This is a genomic window from Arthrobacter sp. CMU6, from assembly GCF_059090205.1.
Window position 1 is genome coordinate 90,704 of record NZ_JBNHFL010000003.1, and the last position, 23,529, is coordinate 114,232.

Annotated in this window: 22 protein-coding genes and 3 tRNA genes; 13 read left to right on the forward strand and 12 right to left on the reverse strand. The window is 65.3% G+C overall.

What is annotated here, in order from left to right:
- Nucleotides 1-17 precede the first annotated feature (17 nt).
- The 6 genes from gyrA to AC5RWD_RS02975 all read left to right on the forward strand — a co-directional run bounded on the left by gyrA (nucleotide 18) and on the right by AC5RWD_RS02975 (nucleotide 4,978).
- A complete protein-coding gene (gene gyrA / locus AC5RWD_RS02950; RefSeq protein WP_494018611.1) occupies nucleotides 18-2,753 on the forward strand; it encodes a DNA gyrase subunit A in 2,736 nt (911 codons plus the stop codon).
- Complete coding sequence (locus tag AC5RWD_RS02955) at nucleotides 2,750-3,406, forward strand: DUF3566 domain-containing protein (RefSeq protein WP_494018612.1); 657 nt, start codon at nucleotides 2,750-2,752, stop codon at nucleotides 3,404-3,406. The genes gyrA and AC5RWD_RS02955 overlap by 4 nt, the downstream gene beginning before the upstream one ends.
- Nucleotides 3,407-3,504: 98 nt before the next feature.
- Nucleotides 3,505-3,578: transfer RNA gene (locus AC5RWD_RS02960), tRNA-Ile, on the forward strand.
- Between the two features lie 70 nt (nucleotides 3,579-3,648).
- Entirely contained in the window at nucleotides 3,649-3,768 is a 120-nt protein-coding gene (locus AC5RWD_RS02965; RefSeq protein WP_223256960.1) for a DLW-39 family protein, read from the forward strand.
- Between the two features lie 71 nt (nucleotides 3,769-3,839).
- Nucleotides 3,840-3,915, forward strand: a tRNA-Ala gene (locus AC5RWD_RS02970).
- A gap of 139 nt (nucleotides 3,916-4,054) precedes the next feature.
- Nucleotides 4,055-4,978, forward strand: a complete 924-nt coding sequence (locus tag AC5RWD_RS02975; RefSeq protein ID WP_494018613.1) for a DMT family transporter — start codon at nucleotides 4,055-4,057, stop codon at nucleotides 4,976-4,978.
- Nucleotides 4,979-5,001: 23 nt separating this feature from the next.
- Here AC5RWD_RS02975 and AC5RWD_RS02980 read toward each other — a convergent pair whose 3' ends face one another.
- Both AC5RWD_RS02980 and AC5RWD_RS02985 read right to left on the reverse strand, forming a co-directional pair.
- Nucleotides 5,002-5,871: a glycosyltransferase family 2 protein gene (locus AC5RWD_RS02980; protein ID WP_494018614.1), complete on the reverse strand. Its 870-nt coding sequence runs from the start codon at nucleotides 5,869-5,871 to the stop codon at nucleotides 5,002-5,004.
- A 143-nt stretch (nucleotides 5,872-6,014) separates the two neighbouring features.
- On the reverse strand, nucleotides 6,015-6,917 hold the full coding sequence (locus tag AC5RWD_RS02985; protein ID WP_494018615.1) for a hypothetical protein: 903 nt from the start codon (nucleotides 6,915-6,917) through the stop codon (nucleotides 6,015-6,017).
- A 156-nt stretch (nucleotides 6,918-7,073) separates the two neighbouring features.
- Between AC5RWD_RS02985 and AC5RWD_RS02990 the strand changes: the two genes are divergently transcribed.
- From AC5RWD_RS02990 to AC5RWD_RS03000, 3 genes are all read left to right on the forward strand, one after another.
- Nucleotides 7,074-7,619, forward strand: a complete 546-nt coding sequence (locus AC5RWD_RS02990; protein ID WP_494018616.1) for a peptidylprolyl isomerase — start codon at nucleotides 7,074-7,076, stop codon at nucleotides 7,617-7,619.
- A gap of 4 nt (nucleotides 7,620-7,623) precedes the next feature.
- Entirely contained in the window at nucleotides 7,624-8,505 is an 882-nt protein-coding gene (locus AC5RWD_RS02995) for a rhomboid family intramembrane serine protease (protein WP_494018617.1), read from the forward strand.
- 635 nt (nucleotides 8,506-9,140) lie between these two features.
- Nucleotides 9,141-9,320, forward strand: a complete 180-nt coding sequence (locus tag AC5RWD_RS03000; RefSeq protein WP_494018618.1) for a hypothetical protein — start codon at nucleotides 9,141-9,143, stop codon at nucleotides 9,318-9,320.
- Between the two features lie 157 nt (nucleotides 9,321-9,477).
- Here AC5RWD_RS03000 and AC5RWD_RS03005 read toward each other — a convergent pair whose 3' ends face one another.
- Nucleotides 9,478-10,074, reverse strand: coding sequence for a DNA-3-methyladenine glycosylase I (locus AC5RWD_RS03005; RefSeq protein WP_494018619.1), 597 nt, complete (start codon nucleotides 10,072-10,074; stop codon nucleotides 9,478-9,480).
- Between the two features lie 10 nt (nucleotides 10,075-10,084).
- Nucleotides 10,085-10,336, reverse strand: coding sequence for a cell division protein CrgA (locus AC5RWD_RS03010; protein ID WP_003800246.1), 252 nt, complete (start codon nucleotides 10,334-10,336; stop codon nucleotides 10,085-10,087).
- Nucleotides 10,337-10,508: 172 nt separating this feature from the next.
- Here AC5RWD_RS03010 and AC5RWD_RS03015 point away from each other — a divergent pair, with 172 nt between their 5' ends.
- Genes AC5RWD_RS03015 through AC5RWD_RS03025 form a run of 3 tightly spaced genes read left to right on the forward strand, consistent with a single transcriptional unit; the run spans nucleotide 10,509 to nucleotide 12,120 of the window.
- Nucleotides 10,509-11,309 (forward strand): class E sortase, encoded by an 801-nt coding sequence (locus AC5RWD_RS03015; protein WP_494018620.1) that lies wholly within the window; start codon nucleotides 10,509-10,511, stop codon nucleotides 11,307-11,309.
- A 2-nt stretch (nucleotides 11,310-11,311) separates the two neighbouring features.
- Complete coding sequence (locus AC5RWD_RS03020; protein WP_494018621.1) at nucleotides 11,312-11,482, forward strand: hypothetical protein; 171 nt, start codon at nucleotides 11,312-11,314, stop codon at nucleotides 11,480-11,482.
- A complete protein-coding gene (locus tag AC5RWD_RS03025) occupies nucleotides 11,479-12,120 on the forward strand; it encodes an aminodeoxychorismate/anthranilate synthase component II (RefSeq protein ID WP_494018622.1) in 642 nt (213 codons plus the stop codon). Before AC5RWD_RS03020 ends, AC5RWD_RS03025 begins: the two co-directional genes overlap by 4 nt.
- A gap of 115 nt (nucleotides 12,121-12,235) precedes the next feature.
- Here AC5RWD_RS03025 and pknB read toward each other — a convergent pair whose 3' ends face one another.
- The 7 genes from pknB to AC5RWD_RS03060 are packed head-to-tail and all read right to left on the reverse strand — an operon-like array spanning nucleotide 12,236 to nucleotide 21,992.
- Entirely contained in the window at nucleotides 12,236-14,203 is a 1,968-nt protein-coding gene (pknB, locus tag AC5RWD_RS03030) for a Stk1 family PASTA domain-containing Ser/Thr kinase (RefSeq protein WP_494018623.1), read from the reverse strand.
- Between the two features lie 3 nt (nucleotides 14,204-14,206).
- The gene (locus AC5RWD_RS03035; RefSeq protein WP_494018624.1) at nucleotides 14,207-16,066 is read right to left on the reverse strand and encodes a protein kinase domain-containing protein; all 1,860 of its coding nucleotides are present in this window, start codon (nucleotides 16,064-16,066) and stop codon (nucleotides 14,207-14,209) included.
- Nucleotides 16,063-17,517, reverse strand: coding sequence for a peptidoglycan D,D-transpeptidase FtsI family protein (locus AC5RWD_RS03040; protein WP_494018625.1), 1,455 nt, complete (start codon nucleotides 17,515-17,517; stop codon nucleotides 16,063-16,065). The genes AC5RWD_RS03035 and AC5RWD_RS03040 overlap by 4 nt, the downstream gene beginning before the upstream one ends.
- The gene (locus tag AC5RWD_RS03045; RefSeq protein ID WP_494018626.1) at nucleotides 17,514-18,956 is read right to left on the reverse strand and encodes an FtsW/RodA/SpoVE family cell cycle protein; all 1,443 of its coding nucleotides are present in this window, start codon (nucleotides 18,954-18,956) and stop codon (nucleotides 17,514-17,516) included. Before AC5RWD_RS03045 ends, AC5RWD_RS03040 begins: the two co-directional genes overlap by 4 nt.
- A complete protein-coding gene (locus AC5RWD_RS03050) occupies nucleotides 18,953-20,770 on the reverse strand; it encodes a PP2C family protein-serine/threonine phosphatase (RefSeq protein ID WP_494018627.1) in 1,818 nt (605 codons plus the stop codon). Before AC5RWD_RS03050 ends, AC5RWD_RS03045 begins: the two co-directional genes overlap by 4 nt.
- 2 nt (nucleotides 20,771-20,772) lie before the next feature.
- Nucleotides 20,773-21,255, reverse strand: a complete 483-nt coding sequence (locus AC5RWD_RS03055) for an FHA domain-containing protein FhaB/FipA (RefSeq protein WP_087872353.1) — start codon at nucleotides 21,253-21,255, stop codon at nucleotides 20,773-20,775.
- Nucleotides 21,252-21,992 (reverse strand): FHA domain-containing protein, encoded by a 741-nt coding sequence (locus AC5RWD_RS03060; RefSeq protein ID WP_494018628.1) that lies wholly within the window; start codon nucleotides 21,990-21,992, stop codon nucleotides 21,252-21,254. Before AC5RWD_RS03060 ends, AC5RWD_RS03055 begins: the two co-directional genes overlap by 4 nt.
- A gap of 394 nt (nucleotides 21,993-22,386) precedes the next feature.
- Between AC5RWD_RS03060 and AC5RWD_RS03065 the strand changes: the two genes are divergently transcribed.
- A tRNA-Leu gene (locus AC5RWD_RS03065) sits at nucleotides 22,387-22,469 on the forward strand.
- 70 nt (nucleotides 22,470-22,539) lie between these two features.
- Here AC5RWD_RS03065 and AC5RWD_RS03070 read toward each other — a convergent pair.
- Entirely contained in the window at nucleotides 22,540-23,337 is a 798-nt protein-coding gene (locus AC5RWD_RS03070; RefSeq protein WP_494018629.1) for a hypothetical protein, read from the reverse strand.
- Nucleotides 23,338-23,529: the final 192 nt, after the last annotated feature.

The window sequence follows — 23,529 nt, forward strand, 5'->3', positions numbered from 1 at the left end:
AACGGAAAATACAGACTATGAGTGACGAAACACCCGAGGTTCCGGCAGAGTCACCGGACGGCACGGAGCCGGTGCTGGAGGGCGACGTGCTGGTCGACCGCGTGGAGCAGGTGGACCTGCAGACGGAGATGCAGCGCTCCTACCTCGACTACGCGATGGCCGTTATCGTTGGCCGCGCGCTGCCGGATGTCCGTGACGGGCTCAAGCCTGTCCACCGCCGCGTGCTCTACGCGATGTTCGACGGCGGCTACCGCCCGGACCGGGCCTTCAACAAGTGCGCCCGTGTGGTGGGCGAGGTCATGGGCCAGTACCACCCGCACGGCGACACGGCGATTTACGATGCCCTCGTGCGCCTGATCCAGGACTGGACCATGCGGTACCCGCTGGCCCTGGGCCAGGGCAACTTCGGCTCACCCGGCAACGACGGCGCTGCTGCCCCGAGGTATACGGAAACCAAGATGGCACCGCTCGCCATGGAAATGGTCCGTGACATCGACGAGGAGACCGTCGACTTCCAGGACAACTATGACGGCAAGAACCAGGAACCCACGATTCTCCCGGCGCGGTTCCCCAACCTGCTGGTCAACGGGTCCTCAGGCATCGCCGTCGGCATGGCCACGAACATCCCGCCGCACAACCTCCGCGAGGTGGCGGACGGTGTCCAGTGGTACCTGGCCAACCCGACCGCCAGCCGCGAGCAGCTCCTCGAAGAACTGCTCAAGCGCATCAAGGGACCGGATTTCCCCACCGGCGCCACCATCCTGGGCCACAAGGGCATCGAGGACGCCTACCGCACCGGCCGCGGCTCCATCACCATGCGCGCCGTGGTGAACGTCGAGGAGCTGCAGGGACGGACCTGCCTGGTGGTCACCGAACTGCCCTACCAGGCGAACCCGGATAACCTGGCCATCAAGATCGCCGAACTGGTCAAGGACGGCAAGGTCCAGGGCATCGCCGACCTCCGCGACGAGACGTCAGGACGTACCGGCCAGCGCCTGGTCATCGTCCTGAAGCGCGACGCCGTCGCCAAGGTAGTGCTGAACAACCTCTACAAGCACACCCAGCTGCAGGAAAACTTCGGCGCGAACATGCTGGCGATCGTGGACGGAGTGCCGCGTACCCTCAGCCTCGACGCCTTCATCCGGCACTGGGTCACCCACCAGCTGGATGTCATCGCCCGGCGCACCCGCTACCGCCTGCGCAAGGCCGAGGAAGAAGCGCACATCCTGCGTGCGCTCCTCAAGGCATTGGACATGCTGGACGAGGTCATTGCCCTGATCCGCGCCTCGAGCACCACCGAGGCGGCACGGGATGGCCTGATGCAGCTGCTGGACATCGACGAGATCCAGGCCCGCGCCATCCTGGACATGCAGCTCCGCCGGCTGGCTGCCCTGGAACGCCAGAAGATCCAGGACCGCCACGCCGAGCTCGAAGCGATGATCGCCGAATACAACGCGATCCTCGCATCGGAGGAACGCCAGCGCTCGATCATCAGCGAGGAACTCGCCGAGATCGTGGCCAAGCACGGCGACGACCGCCGCACCCAGATCCTGATGGGCTACGACGGCGACATGTCCATGGAAGACCTCATTCCCGAAGAGGAAGTGGTGGTCACCATCACCCGCGGCGGCTACGTCAAGCGCACGCGGAGCGACAACTACCGGTCGCAGCAGCGCGGCGGCAAGGGCATCAAGGGCGCCCAGCTGCGCGGCGATGATGTGGTGGAACACTTCTTTGTCACCACTACCCATCACTGGCTGCTGTTCTTCACCAACTTCGGCCGGGTGTACCGGGCCAAGGCCTACGAGCTCGCCGAGGGCGGCCGCGACACCAAGGGTCAGCACGTGGCAAACCTGCTGGCCTTCCAGCCGGACGAGCACATCGCCCAGGTGCTGGACCTGAAGGACTACCAGCACGCGCCGTACCTGGTGCTGGCCACCAAGCGCGGCCTGGTCAAGAAAACCCGGCTGGAGGACTACGACACCAACCGGTCGGCCGGCGTCATCGCCATCAACCTCCGGGACGAGGACGAACTGGTCTCCGCTCAGCTGGTTTCCGAGACGGATGACCTCATGCTGGTATCCCGCAAGGGCCAGTCGATCCGCTTCACGGCCACCGACGACGCCCTGCGCCCCATGGGCCGCGCCACATCCGGTGTGACCGGCATGAAGTTCCGCGAGGACGACGAACTGCTCGCAATGAACGTGGTGGCAGAGGGATCCTACGTCTTCATCGTGACGGAAGGCGGCTACGCCAAGCGCACCGCCGTCGAGGAATACCGGCTGCAGGGGCGCGGCGGCCTGGGCATCAAGGTCGCCAAGCTCGCCGAGGAACGCGGGGATCTTGTGGGCGCCCTGGTGGTCCAGGAGGAAGACGAGGTCCTGGTGGTCATGGGCGGCGGCAAGGTGGTCCGGTCATCCGTGGCAGGCGTCCCCGCCAAGGGCCGCGACACAATGGGCGTCATTTTCGCGAAGCCGGACAAGAACGACCGAATCATTGAGGTTGCCCGAAACACCGAACGGGGCCTCGAAGCCGAAGTTGAAGCCAGCGCCGAGCGGGAGTCCGAAGCCGACCACACGGATGAACCGAGTGCGTCAGAAATCTTGGCTATCGCCGCTGATGACGTAACGTTGGCTGAAGATGCCGGACCAGACGAGGAATCCGCAGAGGCGGCTTCAGGACTGGCCGATGAAGCAGAAGAAACGTCCGGCGATGCTGAGGCGAACGAAGACAACACCGGAGGTAACGAGTGAGCAATTCCGACTCATTTCCCAAGCCGAGCAGTAATGGTCCCGGCGGGATGCGTCAGCCGGCATCCGCTCCCCGGGTGAACGCCCCGGTGCGTCCCCAGCAGAGCCCGGCCGCGCCGTCGGGCCTGCCCGGCCAGCGTCCTGCAGGTGCGGGTCAGCGCCCGGCGCCCGCAGGGCAGCCTCCGCAGGGCCAGCGGCCGGCCGCGCCGGCACAGCGCCCGGCAGCCCCCGGACAGCGGCCCCCGGCCGCGCAGGGTGCGCCGGGGCTGGTCAAGCCCGCTCCCAAGGCCAAGGTGCGCCGTGCCCGGCTCCTGGTCAGCAAGGTTGACCCCTGGTCCGTCCTGAAAATGGCATTCCTGCTGTCCGTCGCGCTCGGCATCGTCACGGTCGTGGCAGCCATCGTGCTGTGGACCGTGCTGGACCTGACCGGCATCTTTGACCAGGTGGACAGCCTGCTGGGAACGCTCGCCGGTTCCGAGGGCGGCGGGTTTGAACTGAAGAAGGTCGCCTCGCTCGGCCAGGTGGCATCGTTCGCGACGATCATCGCCGTTGTGAACGTGGTGCTGCTGACCGCCCTGTCCATGCTGTCAGCCGTGCTGTACAACATTTCGGCTACCCTTGTCGGCGGCATCGGCGTGACCCTGACGGACGACTGAAATCCCTGTATTTCCGCGGGAAACCCCGCTGGAAAGCCTCGATTTGAGATCGGGCCGGGATGTGCTGTAGAGTCTTGTCTCGGCCCGATGAGGCATCGGGGCGTATAGCTCAGGCGGTTAGAGCGCTTCGCTGATAACGAAGAGGTCCCAGGTTCAAGTCCTGGTACGCCCACGGAACCTGCACAGGTTCAAGTAGAGGTTTAGGCCGGATTCCACTGGAATCAGGCCGGAACGGGGTGCGTGTGAAGAAGTTGCTGGTTATTGCAGCTGCGGTCGCAGGCGCCCTCCTCTACAAGAAAAAAGTGCAGGAATCCGAAGCCCGGAAAACAGTCTGGAGCGAATCAACCGACAAGGTTGAATAGCCCGGAACCCGGTGCGGAGGCTGGTCAGACAGGCTCCGGAACTAGGGTATGATTGACGGGTTGCTTCTTATGGGGGCATGGCGCAATTGGTAGCGCACCTGCTTTGCAAGCAGGGGGTTCGGGGTTCGAGTCCCCGTGCCTCCACCATAAGGAAGGTCCCGGTCGGAAACGGCCGGGACCTTTTGCTTTGCCCGCACTTGCCCCGCCGGCACTTGCTGATGCCGGCAGTTGCTGTGAAGGCGGCCGCCGTTCCAGGGCATTCTTTCCGCCCCACTACTGTGGAAACGTGAATCTCTTCATTGCTGCCTTAGGTGTCCTGGGCGTGGCTTCGTCAGGACCGCTCATCGCAGCCACGCTCGGCGCCACCACCGTCACGGCCCTCGCCATAGCCTTCTGGCGCAATGCCATCGCGGCAGCCGTCATGGCCGCCCCCACCCTGATCCGTGAGCCGCGCCAGTTCGGCAGCATCTCGCGTTATGAGTTCCGCTGGTCGCTCGTAGCGGCCGTAGCCCTGGCCCTGCACTTCGCGTGCTTCATCACGTCCCTGCAGCTGACTTCCGTGGCTGCCGCCACGGCCCTCGTCTGCCTGCAGTCCGCCTGGATCGCCGTCATCCAGCTGTTCCGCGGCGTGCGGCACCGCTGGCAGGTCCTGCTGGGCCTGGGCATCTCCTTCGGCGGCGTAGTGGCCATCACAGGCTTCGACATGGGCACCTCCCCCGACGCCCTGCTGGGTGACCTCCTGGCCGTGGTTGGCGGATTCCTTGCGGGAATCTACACCCTGGCAGGAGGCCGGGCCCGCCAGAGCATGACCACCGGAACCTATACGGCCCTTTGCTACGGCATGTGTGCCGTCCTGGTAGCGGTACTGGCAATCTTCAGCCGCCAGCCCCTGACCGGGTTCGACGCCGGCGGCTGGCTGGGGATTCTGGCCATCACCGTGTGCGCCCAGCTCGTGGGACATACGGCATTCAACCATCTGCTGGCCACAATGAGCCCGCTGCTGGTGTCCATGATCATCCTGCTGGAAATACCCGGAGCAGCCCTGCTGGCCGCCGTATTCCTGAACGAGACACTGCCGGCAGGCACCTACGCCGGACTGGCGCTCATCCTTGTGGGCCTCGCCGTCGTGGTGGCCGGGCAGCGGAACGGCAGAAGCCGGCGGCGTAAGCCGCCCGAGGAACGCCCGCTGGCGGAGCTGGGCGCTGACTGACGAGGGCTACTGTTCCCGGCCGGTTACTGGCCGCCGCGGCGGACCGGCTGGCTGGTGTTGACGGTGTGGATGGCGCGCAGCAGCTTGGCCGGGAAATACACCGAGAAGAACACCACCATGGGAGCCTTCAGGGCCATCTTCTTCACGTTGTGGGCCTTGTACGTGCGGTCGAAACGCGTCACGTAATACCGGTAGTCGCGGGGCGAATCCTCCAGCCGGCGGGCCGACATTCCGGACACCATCTGCGGCCAGTACTGGACTTTGAGATCGTGGTCCGCCAAATGCAGGGACAGGTCGATGTCCTCGTGCATCTCGTCCTTTTCGTCCCGGCAGGTTTCGCTGCGGATGGTCTCCCACGCAGAGCGGCGGAGTGCCATGTTGGACCCGAACAGGAAGTGGTACTGGTGCTTGGCCAGCTTCAGCATCAGCTGGCGCATCTTGTCGTCCGCCTTGAGGCCGAAGCGCCGCATCGGCATATCGTAGTAGACCACAGGCCCGGTGGCGGCCGACGTGGACAGGTCCTCGAAGGCCTTCTGCACCTGCTCCACCCAGTCAGGTTCAACAACGGAATCGGCGTCGATCCGGCCCAGGATGTCCCCGGTGGCGTTGTCCAGGCCGAAATTGCGCGTGGGAATCAGTCCCTGTTCCCTGTCCTGGCGGAGCAGGACAATGGGGCTCTCCGGATATTCCTGCTGCATCTGCGTGACGATCGACGCCGTGCGGTCCTTGGACATGTTGTCCACCACGATGATCTCGTGCGCCGGAACCGACTGGTACACCGCCGCGATGAGGCACTGCCGGATGACACTTTCCTCGTTGTAGGCCGGGATAACAATCGATACGCGCAAGTCAGTGTCAGTCAAGGCATCCTCTGCGGATCTATCGGGTGACATCACCTCAAACTTAGCACCGATGCTTTCCATCCCGGCGGCACCGTGCCTGTCGGGCTGGGACGTTTGTGGAAACGTCCGCAAAAACGCCAAGAGGGGCCCCGCGGCTGCGGAACCCCTCCTGCTACTGCCTTGCGGGCGCTTGATTAAGCCTTCTTGTCGGCAACGGCGTCGGAATCCGCATCCTCGGCTACGTGCTTTGCCTTGTCGAGGCCTTCAGCCTTGTCCTCCTCCAAGGAGGCCAACTCTTCCAATGAAGTCGACGTGGTTGCTGCGGGAACCGGGGCCGGCGTCTCGGCGGCCGATCCAACACCGGTAGCGGACGCTGCCGGGGTGGTTGCAGCCGGCGCCGACGGTGCAGGCGTCACCGGGGCGGGGGTCTTCCAGGGGTCCTCGACGGGCTTTGAAGCCTTCCACGCTGCAACGCCGGCGGCAACGGCCGCGGTGATCACGCCGAAAATGAGGAGACCGCGCTTCTTCGGCTTCTGCGGTTCCACCACGAGCGCCTTACCCGTCGCTGCCCGGCTGGCCTCGTTGGCGGCTGACTTCAGGTGGCCGCCGGCCACGTGGGCCTGTTCCTGGATGGCGTGGATGATGCCGACGTCGCCGAGCTTCTGGGCCACGGCGTCCACGCGGGCCGGAGTGCTCTCGAGCGTCCGGTGGACGGCCTCGGAGGCGGTACCGATCTGGTCGGAAAGCCGGGGAAGGTATTCCACCACAACGCGGTCGCGGGCATTGGCAATAACCGGGGTGGCCCGGTCCAGTGCCTCGTGCAGCCGGGGCGGTGTTCCCTCCACGACGTCGTGGATCTTGGGGGCAAGCTGCGCCAGGCCATCCTGGAGCCGCGGCGTGACCGTGGCTACGCCGTCGGCAAGGTTGTGGGCCGCCACCTTGAGCCCCTCCTGGATCTTGGGGGAAGCGGTATCAATGCCGTGCTGCAGGCGCGGAACTGCCCAGTCCACTGCTGCTTCCACGCGGTCTTTGGCGTTCTCGACTGCAGAACTGACCGACAACTCCAGTTCACGGGCAATACGATCCGATTTCTTCACAACTACCTCCCGATTAATGTGACGGTTCTGTTGTTAGCCTACGGGTACGGATAGCCGGGCTGCTATCGTTCCGGCGGATTCACGGTGGATTTCACCGAGCGCGGAACTGTCTTTTCCGCCCGCGTCCGCGTTGACCCGCCGTGAAAGAATGGCCGTATGACTGCCTCAGCAACTGCAAAAGCAACCATCCACACCAGCCTCGGCGACATCGTCGTCAACCTTTTCGGCAACCATGCGCCCAAGACGGTTAAGAACTTCATCGGCCTGGCCACCGGCGAACAGGCCTGGACCCACCCCGAAACCGGCGAGGACAAGACGGGCACGCCGCTCTACAACGGCACCATCTTCCACCGCATCATCAAGGACTTCATGATCCAGGCCGGCGACCCGCTGGGCCGCGGCACCGGCGGACCGGGCTACCGCTTCGACGACGAGATCCACCCGGAACTGAGCTTCAGCGCTCCCTACAAGCTGGCCATGGCCAACGCCGGCATCCAGATGGGCAAGGGAACCAACGGTTCACAGTTCTTCATCACCACCATCCCCACCGACTGGCTGCAGGGCAAGCACAGCATCTTCGGTGAAGTTGCCGACGAAGAGTCCAAGAAGGTCGTGGACGCCATTGAAGCCGTCCGCACCGGCATGGGCGACCGCCCGGTTGAAGATGTGACCATCAACAGCATCGACATCGAGCAGCTCTAGCCACATGAGTTACGGAACCCCGGCGGCGGAGCCGTCAGCGAAGGTACCCGTGTGCCCCCGGCATCCGGACCGGCCCTCGTATGTCAGCTGCCAGCGTTGCGGGCGGCCGGCATGCCCCGAGTGCCAGCGCGCGGCCGCCGTCGGGTTCCAGTGCGTTGACTGCGTCAACGAGGCAAGGCGTACGACGCCGACGGCACGGACCGTTTACGGCGGTGCCATTGCGTCCGGCAAGCCTTTGGTGACGTACGCCATCATCGCCGTGTGTGCCCTGCTGTTTGTTCTGCAGTGGGTGCTTCCCGGAAACGCGGTGTTCCGCACCCTGGCCTACGCGTCGGTGTACGCAACGCCTGAGTACGGGGTGTTCCAGCCGTGGCGCATGCTCACCTCTGCCTTTCTGCACTCCCAGGGCTTCCTGCTCCACATCGTCCTGAACATGTACACGCTGTGGATTTTCGGCCAGGCGCTCGAACCGCTGCTGGGCCGGATCCGCTTCCTTGCTGTTTACCTGCTGTCCGCCATCGGCGGGTCGGTGGGATACCTGCTCATGACACCGATCCTCCCCGAGGGCGGCCCCGTGGGCCTGGTTGGTGCTTCCGGCGCGATTTTCGGGCTGTTTGGCGCCATGCTCGTGGTGCAGCGCCACCGCGGGGGCGAGACGAGGCAGCTCTGGGTACTTATCGCCATCAACGGCGTCATCGGCTTCATGGTTCCGCAGATCGCTTGGCAGGCACACCTGGGCGGCTTCATCACCGGCGCCCTGTGCGCAGCCGCCATCGCGTATGCCCCCCGCGGCCCGCGCCGCAGCCTCACGCAGTCCGGCGGACTGGCGCTTGTTCTGGCGCTGCTGGTCGCGGCTTCCTGGTACCGCGTGCTCGTGGCGTCCTGACGACACCCCCACCGCAACACCCCCGCTTTCCGAAGCGGGGGTATTTTTTGCCTTAGCAGCCGGCAGACCTGTACGCACGTCGCCCGTTGTGTTGCGCCCGACGCCGATCCGGTTCGCCACCGCTCCCGCGCCGGACTCACTACGGCGGGTTTTCCACAGAGGTTATCCACACTGTTAATAACTTACATAGTTGTAAGTCGCTGGCTATGCCCCGCGATCCCCGGCTCCTAGGCCATTTCCAAGCAAAATCCACGCGTCCGTCCACACCTGTGGATAACTCTTGCGGACGACGCTGTGGTTAAGTGGACAACTTCACCTAAATTTCCCCGTCTCCGGGTGTGCTGTGCATAAGCAGACACCTGCAGGCGCGCAAAGGCGTTTTGATGATGCCCTTTCAACAGACTTATTCACACTGTTAATAACCCACAGCGGTGTCGTTCTGCTGGGCACGTGCCCAGGAACGCCTAGATTCTCCCGCTTAGGCCCACGATGCCCACAAGTTTTCCCCAGTTGTGGATAACTTGTGGGTAGCCGCCTGTTGCTAAGTGGATAACCCTCCGTGTCCACACAGTCCCCATGTAGTCTCTGACTGACAGGCACGAGGTGAAGCCGTCCGGAACCCAAGGAGCAACGACGTGAGTACCCACAGGCACATCTTCCTGGACAAGCACCACCAGGCAGCCTGGCGGGCACTGAACGGGCTGGGGCTTAAGGCCAAGGAAGCGATGATTGAGTCGGGCCTGGACGCGAAACTCATCGAGCTGATCAATGTCCGCATATCCGCCGTTTTCCACAGCCATTTCCACAACTGTTAATAACTTAGGAGATGCAAGTTTCAGCCATCCGGCGGCGTCAGCCGGGCATGCAGTGCCTTTTCGCGGGGCCCGCAAGCATCGAAGTTATCAACAGTGTGGATATCTTTACCAACACGTGTGGACCGTTGGTGCGCGGAGGCAGAGTGCCCGGCAGCGGTTACGCCCAGACGCCTGAGGTTCCGCGGCGGTGGCTGTCCACAAGATGTGTGTCCACCATGCCGATGGCTTCCATCAGGGCGAACATGGTGGTGGGCCCGACGAAGGCGAAGCCCTTCTTCCTCAGCGCCTTGGAAAGGGCGATGGACTCAGGGGACGTGGTGGGCACGTCGGCGTAAGTGGTGGGGGCAGGGGTGGAGGTCGGCTGGAACTTCCAGACAAAATCAACGAGCCCGCCCTCCTCCCGCAGCGCGATAGTGGCCTGGGCGTTGGTGATCGCGGCACGGATCTTGAGGCGGTTGCGAACGATGCCGGGGTCCTGGAGGAGGCGCTCGACGTCGGCCTCGGTAAAGGCGGCCACGGTTTCGGGATGGAAATTGGCGAAGGCAGCACGGAAGGCAGGGCGTTTGCGCAGGATCGTTGCCCATGACAGGCCTGCCTGGAAGGCCTCGAGGCTGATGCGCTCGTAAAGGCCCTGCTCGTCCCTGACGGGCAGGCCCCATTCAGTGTCGTAATACTCGCGCAGAAGGGGGTCGGTGGAGGCCCACAGCGGACGGGCCAGGCCATCCTCGCCGATGATGATGCCTTCTGCGGTCATGGCCGTCGGCTCAGGAGCGCCAGCGCGTGGTCATCAGGAAGCCGACGATCGCAATGCCAAACCCGGCCAGGATGTTCCAGGACTCCCATGCCTGGACGGGCAGCTGGCCCTCGCTGATGTAGAAGGTGATGATCCAGAGCAGCCCGATGATCATCAGGCCGAACATGACCGGTTTGAACCAGACAGGGTTCGGCTTGTAGGCCTGGGTGGAAACGGGCTCGGCCGGGCGGGCAGGCTTCTTACGTGGCTTTGACTCGGGCACATGTCCTCCTTGGCGGCTGAATCAAGAGGAGGGACCGGGGCTTGATATCCTGCTGTGAGGGGATTGCCGGCGGTCTGCACACTCTTGGTCAGGTCTGAAGTCTTACTAGCAGCCAATTCTAGCTGTAGTTCAGTCCGCGCCGGTGCCCCGCAACCGCCTTGGAGGAGATCGAGTGGTAGTGCAGGAGAAGGTGACGGCCACCGCCAAGCCGGCAACCGGCGTCGTAATCCTGCGAAAGGCTGTCCAGATCTTCGGCGAGCTGCTCATCACCGCCGGCATAGTACTGCTCCTGTTTGTCGCGTGGCAGCTCTGGTGGACCAACGTGGAGTCCGACGCCAAGCAAAGCGCCGCGGTCAAGGACTTCGCCCGGGATCTGGGCGGACCCGTGACCCCCGCGCCCACCGCGGCTCCGACCGGCGGCGCGGCCGCTGCCGGGCCGAAGGACTACGGGGCGCCCGTTGTGGCAGAGGCTCCCGGGCACGGCGGCACCATCGGGATCGTCTACATCCCCCGGTTCGGCGAGAACTACACCCGGCCCATCGTCGAAGGCACCAGCGGCGACGTCCTGGACACCCTGGGCCTCGGCCACTACGGCAACACCGCCATGCCCGGGGCCGTGGGCAACTTCGCTGTGGCCGGTCACCGCCAGACGCACGGCGCCGTGCTGGACAATATCCACACCCTGGTGCCCGGGGACAAGATCTACGTCCAGACCCGGGACGGCTACTATGTCTACGTTTTCCGCAACAACCGCATCGTCATGCCCTCCGAAGCCGATGTCCTCCTGCCGGTGCCCAACCAGCCCGGAGTGCGCCCCACCGAAAGACTTCTCACCATGACGAGCTGCAATCCACGCTTCGGCTCCGAGGAACGGATCATCGCTTACTCGGTGCTGGACCACTGGCAGCCGGCCTCGGCGGGGCCGCCCGCCGAGATCGCAGCCCAAGTGGCACGAGCCCGAGGAGAAGGCTAGGCATGTACGGCTGGATATTCCGTCACCTCCCCGGTCCGCTCTGGCTCCGCGTCCTCACCTCGCTGGTGCTGGTCGCCGCCGCCCTGTTCCTGATGGTCGAGTTCCTTTTCCCCTGGATGTCCCAGTTCACCCAATTCACCGACTCAACGATTGGTGCACCAAGAAACCCATGAGCACAGCAAAGATTCTCGTCGTGGACAACTACGACAGCTTCGTCTACACCCTGGTGGGCTACCTCCAGGAGCTGGGCGCCGAGACAACAGTGGTCCGCAACGATGATGTGACGCTCGCCGAGGCGATCGAAATGGCGGAAGCGCGCGACGGCATACTCATCTCACCCGGCCCGGGCTCGCCGTCCGAAGCGGGCGTCTGCATCGAGCTGATCCGCTGGTGCGGCGAGAAGACAAAGCCGATGTTCGGCGTCTGCCTCGGGCACCAGGCGCTGGCCGAGGCCTACGGCGGAACGGTGACCCACGCTCCGGAACTCATGCACGGCAAAACTTCCCTGGTCCAGCACGAAGGGACCAGCGTTTTTACCGGTCTGCCCTCCCCCGTGACAGCCACGCGCTACCACTCCCTGGCCGCGGTGCGCGACAGCATTCCGGAGATCCTTGAGGTGACGGCGGAAACCGCCAGCGGCGTCATCATGGGGCTGCAGCACCGCACCGCGCCGCTGTGCGGTGTCCAGTTCCACCCGGAATCCGTGCTGACCGAGGGCGGCTACCAGATGCTGGGCAACTGGCTCGAGTCGCTGGGCATGAAGGGTGCGGCCGAACGGGCAGCCAAGCTCAGCCCCCTCATCCAGCACTAGCCTGACCGGCACCCGGCAAGCCCAGAGTAAAGAAACGGGCACCAGAGCAAAGAAAAGGACCAGATAGCTTGCTGTCTGGTCCTTTTGCATTTCTTTTTGCGTTCCGTCGGCGGACTTACTTGCCCTTGGTGGGGCTCGGCGTCGGGCTCGGCGTCGGGGTCGGGGTCGGGGTGGCTGTGGGTGTGGGCTCCGGAACGGGGGCCGGGGCCGTGGCCACCGTTACGGTGATGGCCTTGCCCTGTTCCACCAATGAGTTGAGCGGATCGCTCTGGCCGGTCACCTTGCCGGGCAGGACCTGCGAGTTTTCCATCTCACGGATGATGGGAACCAGGCCGAGTTGCTTGAGCGCTGCCTCGGCCTCGGCGCGTGTCATGCCACGAAGCTCCGGCATGGCCACCTTGCCCGTGGACACCAGGATCTCAACGGTGCTCCCCACCGCCACCTGCTGGCCCGGCGCCGGCTTGGTGGTGATCACCAGGCCGGCCGGAACGGTGGCGCTGTTGGCCATGGTGGTGGACGGAGCGCCCACCAGTCCCGCCTGCCGCAGGATGTCACGGGCTGCCGCCTCCGTCCGTCCCGGCAGCGTCTCCGGGATCTTGACGGCACTGGGGCCAGCGGAGATGTTTAGGACTACTTCCGAGTTCGGCTCCAGCGACGATCCTGCCGGCGGCGCGGTGCCAATGGCAGTGCCCTTGGCGACCGAGTCGTGCTGCACCCGCTTGATCTGCGGCCGCAGCTTGGCGTCGTAGAGCGTCTGCAGCGCCTCTGATTCGGAAAGCTTCTCCACCGAGGGAATGGCGACGCGCGCCGGCTCGGCCGGCGGCTGGTTGAGGAAGTTGTAGAACCACAGGCCGCCGCCGGCCAGCACCAGCAAAGTAAAGATCACGAACGTCGTGATCCAGGCCCGACGGCGGGACTTCTGTAGGCCTGATCGCTCCCGTTCGCGGGGAAGTCCGAGCGGAAGTTCATCGTGCTCGGCCGTCTCGTAAACCGCCGCGGCCTCGGCGGGCAGCACGGATTCATCATCGTCACGGTCCCGGGTGCGGCGCAGGCGGCCAGCGGGGGCATCGTCAAGGAAGCTGGCCCCGGTCATGGAAAACGCTTCCGTGGGTGGCGTGCGGTGCGGCTCAGGAATGTCATTCGGGTCCGTAGGCGCTTCGCTGGCCGACAATGCCGGGACGGCGATCCCGTTCCGGGCCGCCCGCAGCGCGCGGCGGAAGGCTGCAGCGTCCTGGAACCGGTCCGCCCGGTTCTTCTGCAGCGCCTTCTCCAGCACGCTGTCCAGTGCCTCGGAAACGGCCGGATTGAAATTGCTCGGCGGTTCGGGCCTCTCGCGGACGTGCTGGTAGGCCACGGATACGGGGCTTTCACCCACGAAGGGCGGGCGGCCGGTCAGTGTTTCATACAGCAGGCAGCCTGCCGAGTACAGGTCACTGCGGGCATCCACGGCCTCGCCCCGGGCCTGCTCCGGCGAGAGGTACTGGGCGGTGCCCACCACGGCCTGGGTCTGGGTCATCGTCGCAGAGGAATCGGCCACTGCGCGGGCTATGCCGAAGTCCATGACCTTGACCATGTCCGAGTTCTCGCAGTACATCACGTTGGCCGGTTTGATGTCCCGGTGCACGATTCCGGCCTTGTGGCTGTATTCCAGTGCAGACAGGACACCCAGGGTGTAGTCCACCGCCTGGTCAATGTTGATCTCACTGGCCCTGATCAGGTCCCGAAGGGTCTTGCCGGCCACGAACTCCATGACGATGTAGGGAACCCGGACCTGATCGTGCCCGTCGCCCGGCACGGTGTGCTCGCCGGTGTCGTAAATGGCCACGATCGACGGGTGGTTCAGTGCCGCGACGGCCTGGGCCTCGCGCTTGAACCTGGCCTGGAACTGGGGGTCCCGGGCCAGGTCGGGGCGGAGCAGTTTGATGGCAACCGTCCGGCCCAGCCGGGTGTCCAGGCCACGGTGCACATCAGCCATGCCCCCGCGGCCGATGAGTTCCCCGAGTTCATAGCGTCCGTTCAGGACGCGCTGACTGGTCACCGGGATGTTGTCCTCCCGGTGTGACGGAGTTCGTGGCGTGGTCACGGCTTATCTTCCAGTCGGCGAGCCGCTTGGAGTTGGCGTGGGTGACGGCGTGTCTGTTGGCGTGGGGATCAGCGCCTCGGACAGGTGGTAGGTCACGACCGACCCGGCGACGACCTCCCGCCCGCTTTCGGGCTCGGAGCGGACAAACGTTCCGGCGTCCTGACCGGGTTCGCCGGGCTCGTCGGCGCCCTTTTGCCAGCGCAGACCGGCCTTCTCGATGGCTGACTGGACTTCAGCCTCGGTGCTGCCCGTGCTGATGTCCGGGACACTGATCTGTTTCGGTCCCTTGGAGTAGGTGACCGTGATGGTGCGGCCCGCCTGCACCGGGCCTGTCGGGTTCAGGTCCGTAACCGTGCCGGGAGTGGCAGGGTCGAACACTTCCTTGCCATCCACCTGGAGGCCGAGCGCGATCAGCTCGGCGCGGACCTCGCTGTACTGCTTGCCGAGGTACGCGTCCGGAATCAGGTTGATGGCCTCGGGCGTGCTCGGAGTCGGTGTGGGGGTCGGCGTCGGCGTCTGCGACGTCGCCGTCGGCGTGGGCGTGGGAGTGGCGCTCGTGGTCACGCTGCGGCTGGGTGTGCTCGACGTGGTGGCGGCCGGGCTTTGGCCCGGGAACAGGAGGCCCGACTGGCTTAGGAGGATACCGGCGACGGCGAACAGCACCAGCAGGATCAGGGCGATCAACGGCCACGTCCACGGGCTGCGTTTCCGCTGCTCGGGTTCATCCGCGGGTTCCTCGTTGTACTGTTCCGGTTCCTGGTCCCAACTGCGCTCGGCCGCGAGGGCATCGGCACGTGACAGCGTGCTCCCCGCCCGCGTGGGGGCGGCGTCCGGGCCTCCGGCGGCTGCTGCCGCTGCCCCGCCGGCGGCGGCACCTGCGGCCGCCGCGCCAAGCACAGGCAGAGCGGAGGTGGCCGCCGTCGAGTTCTTCTCGGAGCCGATCACGCCGGTTGGTGCGGTGGCGATGTTCACCGGGGCCGTCATGGCATCGGTGCCGCCTTCGTACAGGAGCATGCCGGGGACTGCCGCGTGGGCTGCGGAGATGTCACCGTTGCGGATGGCCTCGGCCGCCTCAGCCAGCTTGATGGCGTTGGCCGGGCGGTTCTTCGGATCCTTGGCCAGCATGGACATCAGGAGCGCCCGGACCGGCTTGGGCAGGGACTCCGGCAGGGGCGGCGGCGCGTCGTTGACCTGGGCCAGGGCGATGGCGATCTGGGATTCGCCGGAGAACGGCCGGTGCCCGGTGAGGCACTCGTAGCCGATCACGCCGAGCGAGTAGATGTCCGAAGCGCCGGTGGCGGTCTGGCCGGTGGCCTGTTCGGGGGCGAGGTACTGGGCGGTGCCCATGACCTGGCCGGTCTGGGTCAGCGGCACCTGGTCCGCCAGGCGCGCGATGCCGAAGTCGGTGACCTTGACCCGCCCGTCCGGCATGATCAGCAGGTTGCCGGGCTTGACGTCACGGTGCACCAGGCCTTGGGCGTGGGCCACGGACAGCGCCCGCGCCGTTTGCGCCATGATGGACAGCGTACGGTCCGGTGAGAGCACCTGCTCGTGCTCGATGATGCTGCTGAGCGGCTGCCCGGGGACCAGCTCCATCACCAGGTAGGCGGAGCCTTCCTCCTCGCCGTAGTCGAAGACGTTGGCGATGCCCACGTGGTTGAGGAGGGCGGTGTGGCGGGCCTCAGCCCGGAACCGCTGGAGGAAGCCGGGGTCGCCCGTGTACTCCTCTTTGAGCACCTTGATGGCCACAATCCGGCCCAGGATCTGGTCCTTGGCCTTCCAGACTTCACCCATGCCGCCGATCGCAATACGCGTGGTCAACTGGAATCTGTCGCCGAGGGTGATTCCCGATGTAGGCCTCACTTATTCAACACCGCCTCAAAAATCTTCTTTGCGTTCGGACTGGTTAGCTGTGCTCCGGTGGTGATGTCCACGCCCTGGATGACAACGGTGACGGACACTTGCGGATCGTTAGCCGGGGCGAACCCCGTAAACCAAGAATTGTTCAGGCCGTTCCCAAGCTCAGCCGTGCCGGTCTTGCCGGCGACCTCGACACCGGGGACGCCAGCCCCCGAGGCGATGCCTTCGCTGACCACGCTGGTCATCCAGTCGGTGATCTGACCGGCGATCTCCGGCGTCGTCGACGTCCGTAAAGCCACCGGCTTTGGTTCGTCGATGACCCTGAGGTCCGGGGAGCGGACTGCCTTGATGAGGTTCGGAGCCATCTGCACGCCGCCGTTGGCAATGGCCGAGGTCATCAGTGCGATCTGGAGCGGCGTCGCCCGGACGTCGCGCTGGCCGATGGCCGACTGCGCCAGTCCCGCCGCATCAAGATCCGAGGGGAAAACGCTCTTCTGGTAGTCGAGCTTGAGCTGGTCTCCGAGCTCCTGGCCGAAGCCGAACTTGCTCGCCTGCTCGGCGATCGCTTTCTCACCGAGGTCGCGGGCGATGCTGGCGAAAGGCGTGTTGCAGGACTGCTGCAGCGCGAATGCGAAGCTGGCAGTGTTCCGCGTGTAGCAGTTGCCGCCGGCATAGTTGGGCAGCTGGTACTGGATGCCCGGGAAGCTCATCTGGGCCGGGTTGGGCAGCACGCTGTCGGCGTTGTACTTTCCCGAGCTCAGGGCCGCTGCCGTGTCCACCAGCTTGAACACGGAGCCCGGCGCCAGCAGGGCACCCGTGGGGCCACTGACCGACGGGTTGAGGTTGACGCCCGGGATCTTGATGGCCTCGTTGTAGGCAGCCTGCTCCTTGGCGACGTCCTGGCTGGCGATGAGGTTCGGATCATAGGACGGCTTGCTGACCATGGTCAGGATGTTGCCGGTCTTGGGATCCGTCACCACAATCGAGCCGCGCTGGCCGTCCGGGATGAGGTCGTACGCCAGCTTCTGGATCTGGGGGTCAATGGTCAGCTCAACGGATGCGCCCTTGGGCTGGTTCCCGAGGAAGAGCTGCCCGATCCGGTCCAGGAACAGCTGGTCCGAGCTTCCGGCCAGCTGCCCGTCCATGGCCTGTTCGAGGCCGGTGACCCCATAGCTCCGGGAGAAGTATCCGGTCAGTCCGGCATACAGCTCGGGCTGGTTGTACTTGCGCTGGAACTTGCAGGACTCATTGCCCGGCACGGATTCGGCGATGGCAGAGCCGCCCACCAGGATCGCACCGCGGTCGTTGCAGTAGTTCTGCAGGATGGCCCGCCTGTTCCAGGGGTTGGCCTTGAGCTCGTCCGCGCCTACCACCTGGACGTAGCTGATCGCACCGAAAATCAGGGCGAACATGGCGATCGCGGCGATCCACGAATGTCGAATGGCCTGGTTCACAGGTGTTTCACCGCCTCGGTGGGAGCGTCTGGGAGAGTCTGGGTGGCATTCCGGTCCTGCCGGCCTCCTGCGACCGGCTTCTGTGCCTCCGGTGTCCGGCCGGGCTGCATCGGCGAAGTGTCCACCGGGCCGCGGGCCGTGTGCGAGATCATCAGCAGCAGGCCCACGATGATCCAGTTGGCCAGCAGGGAGGAGCCACCGGCGGCCAGGAACGGCGTGGTGAGGCCGGTCAGCGGGATAAGGCGCGTGACGCCGCCGATCACCACGAAGCACTGCAGCGCCACCGCGAAGGACAGGCCGCAGGCCAGGAGTTTGCCGAAGGCGTCGCGGGTGCCGAGGGCCGCGCGGAAACCGCGGGTGAAGAGCAGGAGGTACATCATGACGATGGCGAAGAGGCCGATCAGGCCAAGTTCCTCGCCGAAGGAGGCGATGATCATGTCGCTGTTGGCGAACGGGACCAGGTTGGGCCGGCCCTGTCCGAGGCCGGTGCCCACGAGGCCGCCGCTGGCCATGCCGAACAGGCCTTCGACGATCTGGCCGCTGCCGCCGGGAGAACGCCCGAAGACTTCCTCGGTGAAGGCATTGAGCCAGCTGTCGATGCGCAGGGCAACGTGCGAGAAGACCTTGGACGCCACGAAGCCGCCGCCAAGGATCAGGGTGAGGCCGATGACCACCCAGCTGATGCGGCTGGTGGCGACGTAGATCATCACGATGAACAGGCCGAAGAACAACACGGAGGAACCGAGGTCGCGCTGGAAGATCAGCACGCCGATGCTCACGAGCCAGGCGGTGATCATGGGTCCCATGTCCTTGAAACGCGGGAACTGCATGGGGCCGATCTTGCGTCCGGCCAGCATAATGAGGTCGCGGTTCGAGGACAGATACCCGGCAAAGAATATGGCGAGGGTGATCTTGGCGACTTCACCTGGCTGGAACGTCATCGGACCAAGGCGGATCCAGACCCGGGCGCCGAGGATTTCACCAGCGGAGATGCCGGGGACCAGCGGCAGGATCAGGAGCAGAGCACTGACGGCCAAGGAAATGTAGGTGAAGCGGCGCAGGACACGGTGGTCCTTGAGGAACCAGATCACGGCGATGGCCACCGCCATGGCAATGACGGTCCACCGCAGCTGGTTGTTGCCTGTGTCGTCGCCCGGGGCATCAAGGCGGTGGATCATCGCCAGGCCGAGACCGTTGAGGGCAACCACCAAGGGAAGTATTACCGGATCGGCATACTTGGCGCGGAGCCGGAGGACCACATGGAACACAAGGGATGCAACGGCGAGCAGGCTGGACTGGAACCAAAAGTCGGTGTCCAGGGATGTCTGCTCGTCGATGCTGGTGAGTGCGTTGGCGCCGATGCTCACCGAAAGAGCGAGCACGAGCAACAGCAGTTCAACGTTGCGCCGGGGTTTGGGCATGGTGTCGGCGTGGCTCATTGGCCCCCCTCACAGGTTGCGGTTGGGGTGGGAACTGCCGAGGCTCCGGCTGTTGCGGTTGGCGAGGCCGTCGGTTTGTCGGTTGAGGTGGCCTTCGGGGACGCTGTGGCCGTCGGCTTCGGGGTGGCGGAGGCCTTGCCCGTGGCTGTCGCCTTGGCCGTGGTCGAGGCTGTTGCCGAGGGCGACGGGGTCAGGCACTCATCCGAAGGCGCGGTGCTGCCTGTGCGCTCGAGGTTCTTCACGATCCGCTGGGCATCGTAGAGGTCCCGCGCGGGGACCGTCTGGCGGACCCGCTGCTGGGAGAACTGGGGCAGCGAATCCATCTTGATGTCGGTGACCGCTTCCAGGGTGGAGAGCTGTATGGGCCCGAGGCGCTGGGATACGCCGTTGAAGATGGCTACCCGCTGGTCGAACTCGCCGATGTAGTAGCGCGTCTGGGTCCAGGCGTAACCAAGCCACAGGCCGACGGCGAGGACCAGCAGTGCCGCCCCCGCGATGCCAAGGGTAAGCCAGCGCCGCGGGCGCCTGGCCGGCGTATATTCGTCGGCTTCCTCGCGTGCCTGGTCCGACTTGTGCGTGAGGACCGTGGCCGCGCGGCGCGCGACGGTACGCCCGGCAATGGTGGGGATGGACCCGGTTTCGGCGGCAGCAACAGCTGCACCGACGAGGATGTGCGGCCGGGAGGAAAGCTCCTCGCGCAGCACCTCCGCGGAAAGATGTTCGCCTAAGTGCGGATCCGTGCTGGTGGCCGGTTCGTTGGACGGCTTGCCGGCACCCTCTCCTGCCGCCTCGGGCCCGGATGTCCGGTCAGGCAGGGAGCTGGCGGACGCGGGTACCGCCGCGGGAGGAGGTGTGCCGCCGGGTGTAGAACCAGCGGACCCCGAAGACGTTGGCGCGGCGCCCGCCCCGGTGCCCGGCGCAGCATCCGGTGCCCCGGCGGCAGGAGCAGCGGTAGCTTCAGCCGATGCAGCCTTCGTCCCGGTAATGGCGTCCGGTTGTCCGGCGTCAGGCACGATATCGACGGCGGCGGTGCTGACGTCGTCGGGCGTTTCCTCCACGATTTCCACCATGACAACGGTGACGTTGTCCGGCGCACCTGCTTCCAGGGTGAGGTCAACGAGTGTCTCGACGCATTCGCGCAGATCCGGCGTTTCCCGCACGGTGCGTTCCACAACGTGGCCGGCCACGTAGTTCAGACCGTCGGAGCAGAGCAGCCAGCGCTCCCCGGGCTGCACATCGATGGTGTCGAGGTCCAGCTCGGGGCTGGCGTCGACGTCACCGAGGACGCGCATCAGGACGTTCTTGTGCGGATGGGTTTCCGCTTCTTCGGGGCGCAGCCGGCCCTCGTCGATGAGGCGCTGGACGAACGTGTGGTCGATGCTTATCTGTTCGAACTCGCCGTCGCGCAGGCGGTAGGCGCGGGAGTCGCCGATGTGGGCGAAATGGAGTTTGCCCCCGGTCAACAGCAGGGCAGTCACGGTGGTGCCCATGCCCGCGAGCTTGGGATTGATGTGGACGAGTTCCGAGAGCAGAGAGTTGGCGGTCTGGATCTCGTCGGCCAGCACGGTGCCGGCGTCGTCATCGTAGTCGTCGGTGTCCAGGTGGATCATGTCCAGGACAGTGGCGGCAGAAGCAACATCGCCGCCGGCATGGCCGCCCATGCCGTCCGCCACGACGGCCAGGTGCCGGCCCACGTAGGCGGAGTCGTCATTCTTCGCGCGGATACGGCCGACGTCAGAGCGCGCCGCATAGCGCAGGATGAGGGGCCGAGGCGAGGCTGGCACCTCGCCCGCGGGCATGTCCGGAGCGGCCATGGCTACGGCCTCAATTCAATGACCGTCTTGCCGATTCTCACGGGTACACCAAGGTCCACGGGCAGGGCCCTGGTGAGCTGCTGGTCGGCCAGATAGGTGCCGTTGGTGGAGCCGAGGTCCTCGATGAACCAGCGGCTTCCCTGTGGAAAGAGCCGGGCGTGCCTGCCGGAAGCGTAGTCATCTTCAAGTACCAGCGTGGCCTCCTGCGCGCGGCCCAGCAGGATGGGGCTGGCGGCCAGGGGCACAGTACGGCCCTTGAGCGGGCCTTCGGTAACCACCAGTTGGCGGGCCTGCTGCCTGGCCGGCGCGGGAGCCGGTTCGGCGAGTTCTGGATTCTTCCGCACCTGCCGTGCCGTGGGAGCCCCGGTGGCGGCCTTGCGGCCGATCATGAGGTCGCGGCGCATGGCGGAAACGATGCTGAAGATGAGGACCCAGAGAAGAAGCAGGAACCCGAAGCGCAGGGCCGTGATGGTCAGTTCGCTCATGGGCGGCCGCCGTTGTTGGCGGGCAGGAGGCGGAAGATGATTTTGGTCCGTCCCATCGTAATGGTGGAGCCGTCGGTGAGCTCCATGCTGCCGGCCACTTTGTGTCCGTTGACGTAGCTGCCGTTGGTGGAGCCCAGGTCGACGGCGGTGGTGGTTCCGCCGTGGGTCTGGATTTCCAGATGCCGGCGCGAGACTCCGGTGTCGTCCACCAGGATGTCAGCCTCTGATGAACGGCCCAGAACGACTGAGGGCGCGTTAAGTGAATACCGCTGTCCGTCGATGTCCAGGACAGGCTGCAGGCGGACCGGCTGGCGGCTTGGTGCCGCCGGTACGTTTGCCCGCGGGGCGGCCGGCGCCGGACCGGAGGACTTTTCGGTCTTCGAGGTGATCTCGAAATCGCCTGCCCGGTGGGACTCGTCCCGGCGGAATGAGATACGGACCGGGCCCTGGAGGATGTACCCCTGGCTCCGGACGTGGTTGATGACGACGTCGCAGAGTTCCTCCGCCAGCGGTGTTCCCCATTCCTGGGCCCGCTGGAAGTCCTCGTCACTGAGGAGAACATCGAAGACGTTGGGCACCAGGGTGCGGCCGGCAGCGATGGTGATGGCCTTGTGATCCACTTCGCGGCGGAGGCGGCTCGCGATTTCCACGGGCTCAACCTGGGCCTTGGAGCCGGTGGAGAAGACGCCGCGGACGGCCTTTTCAATGCCGCGCTCGACCTTGTCCAGCAAACCCATGGTCTTCTCCTTTCCTTGCCGCTGAGGGACAGCACGTCCCGTGGAAGTCTTTCTGGCAACGCAGTCACAACAAAACATCGTGCCCGCCGGAAGCGGGCCCCTATGTATCCGATACTACTTGCCACGTCTGCGAAAGACCTTAATCCACAACGCGCCGGGAACCCGATTCGTTCACGTTCCGCCATCGAATGTGGGCGCGATCACAGGCTGGAATCTGCGCCCGGCCGCGGCCCCGGGGATTCCGGCAACCGTGTCCTGGCCTGGGAAGACCACGGGGCAAAGTGGCCGCGCTACCCCGATTAGGAATTTGCGGGGAATGTCCGTTATGCTTGATCTCGCTGCTTTTACGAGGCACGAAACCGGATTCCGGCAGGGGCTGAGTGGAAGAAGTTGCGCGCGAGTGGCGGAACGGCAGACGCGCTGGCTTCAGGTGCCAGTGTCCGAAAGGGCGTGGGGGTTCAAATCCCCCCTCGCGCACGCATCAGAACCCCGGGAAATCAATGATTTCCCGGGGTTCTTTCTTGTTCCGGCGCCTGTCACCTGGCGGCTATTGCCCGGCGGCCAGCGCGGCGTTGACGAGCTTGGCGAGCTCCGGGGCCGCACTTGCGCCAACAGTGCCGGCAGCTCCGGTTTTCACGACAGTGGCAGCCAGCGTGCCCTTAACTCCTGTAACCGTGAGTACGGCCTGCTTCTGGCCTGTGGGCAGGGTCTGGGTTTGCAGCGCGCCCACCGACTTGTCCGCCTCCACCGCAACCTCCACCGGCTTCATTGCACTCGTGATTTTCTGCCCCTTCAGTTCGAATGTGTAGCTTGAGCAGTCGCGGACCGCTGCCTCGCTCTTGTCGAACTGCGCCGTCATGACGGCGGGATCCTTGACCGCGAACACCGTCAGGATCGTTGCAGTTTTCGCTTCTGCCGCCAGGCTTGCTCCCGCGGCATAGGTGCTGCCTTCGGGAACCTGGGTGTTGTTGTCCGCCAGCACACCGCAGGCTTTCGGCGTGATGACGGCGTTCTTGAGCAGTTGGCGGGCGACGATGAGCCCCTGGTCCATCTGGGCGGCGGGAACCACGGTCAGGGGCCGTCCCTGCGCGTCCTTGAGTCCCGTGACGATCGCGGTCAGGACCTCATTGCTGTAGGCCTTCGCCGCCGATGTCGGTGCGGCGGACGCGGAGGATGGCTCCGTCGTCGTACTCGTTTCGGGTGAAGCGCCGGAAGGCGTTGAGGCGCTGGAAGCTGACGTGCTGCCGGATGGCTCTGCCGTGCTTGAGGGGGCGGGTCCGCCGCAGCCCGCGAGGAAAATTGCCGCTGCTGCGGCGAGGGAGATTGGCGCGATGCTTCGGTGCATGAGTGGATCCCCGTTCCCTGTGCCGGCTGACCCGCGTTTTCGCGGGGCTGTCCCGGAAACCGCCGGCCCGGGGAGCGGTGGCGAAAACGTTGGCCGTGCCGATGCCCCCGGCCGCACGGTTGCTCCGAGCGTACGACGGCAGGGCGGCCCACACCAGTGCCCAAGACAGACCAAATCGGGGCGGCTGCCGGA

Excerpts from the sequence above, each read along its gene's own strand:
- gyrA (WP_494018611.1), top strand. The coding sequence starts at position 18 with ATGAGTGACGAAACACCCGAGGTTCCGGCAGAGTCACCGGACGGCACG.
- AC5RWD_RS02980 (WP_494018614.1), bottom strand. The coding sequence starts at position 5,871 with ATGTCACCCGATAGATCCGCAGAGGATGCCTTGACTGACACTGACTTG.
- AC5RWD_RS02990 (WP_494018616.1), top strand. The coding sequence starts at position 7,074 with ATGACTGCCTCAGCAACTGCAAAAGCAACCATCCACACCAGCCTCGGC.
- AC5RWD_RS02995 (WP_494018617.1), top strand. The coding sequence starts at position 7,624 with ATGAGTTACGGAACCCCGGCGGCGGAGCCGTCAGCGAAGGTACCCGTG.
- AC5RWD_RS03005 (WP_494018619.1), bottom strand. The coding sequence starts at position 10,074 with ATGACCGCAGAAGGCATCATCATCGGCGAGGATGGCCTGGCCCGTCCG.
- AC5RWD_RS03020 (WP_494018621.1), top strand. The coding sequence starts at position 11,312 with ATGTACGGCTGGATATTCCGTCACCTCCCCGGTCCGCTCTGGCTCCGC.
- AC5RWD_RS03025 (WP_494018622.1), top strand. The coding sequence starts at position 11,479 with ATGAGCACAGCAAAGATTCTCGTCGTGGACAACTACGACAGCTTCGTC.
- AC5RWD_RS03045 (WP_494018626.1), bottom strand. The coding sequence starts at position 18,956 with ATGAGCCACGCCGACACCATGCCCAAACCCCGGCGCAACGTTGAACTG.
- AC5RWD_RS03050 (WP_494018627.1), bottom strand. The coding sequence starts at position 20,770 with ATGGCCGCTCCGGACATGCCCGCGGGCGAGGTGCCAGCCTCGCCTCGG.
- AC5RWD_RS03055 (WP_087872353.1), bottom strand. The coding sequence starts at position 21,255 with ATGAGCGAACTGACCATCACGGCCCTGCGCTTCGGGTTCCTGCTTCTT.
- AC5RWD_RS03060 (WP_494018628.1), bottom strand. The coding sequence starts at position 21,992 with ATGGGTTTGCTGGACAAGGTCGAGCGCGGCATTGAAAAGGCCGTCCGC.
- AC5RWD_RS03070 (WP_494018629.1), bottom strand. The coding sequence starts at position 23,337 with ATGCACCGAAGCATCGCGCCAATCTCCCTCGCCGCAGCAGCGGCAATT.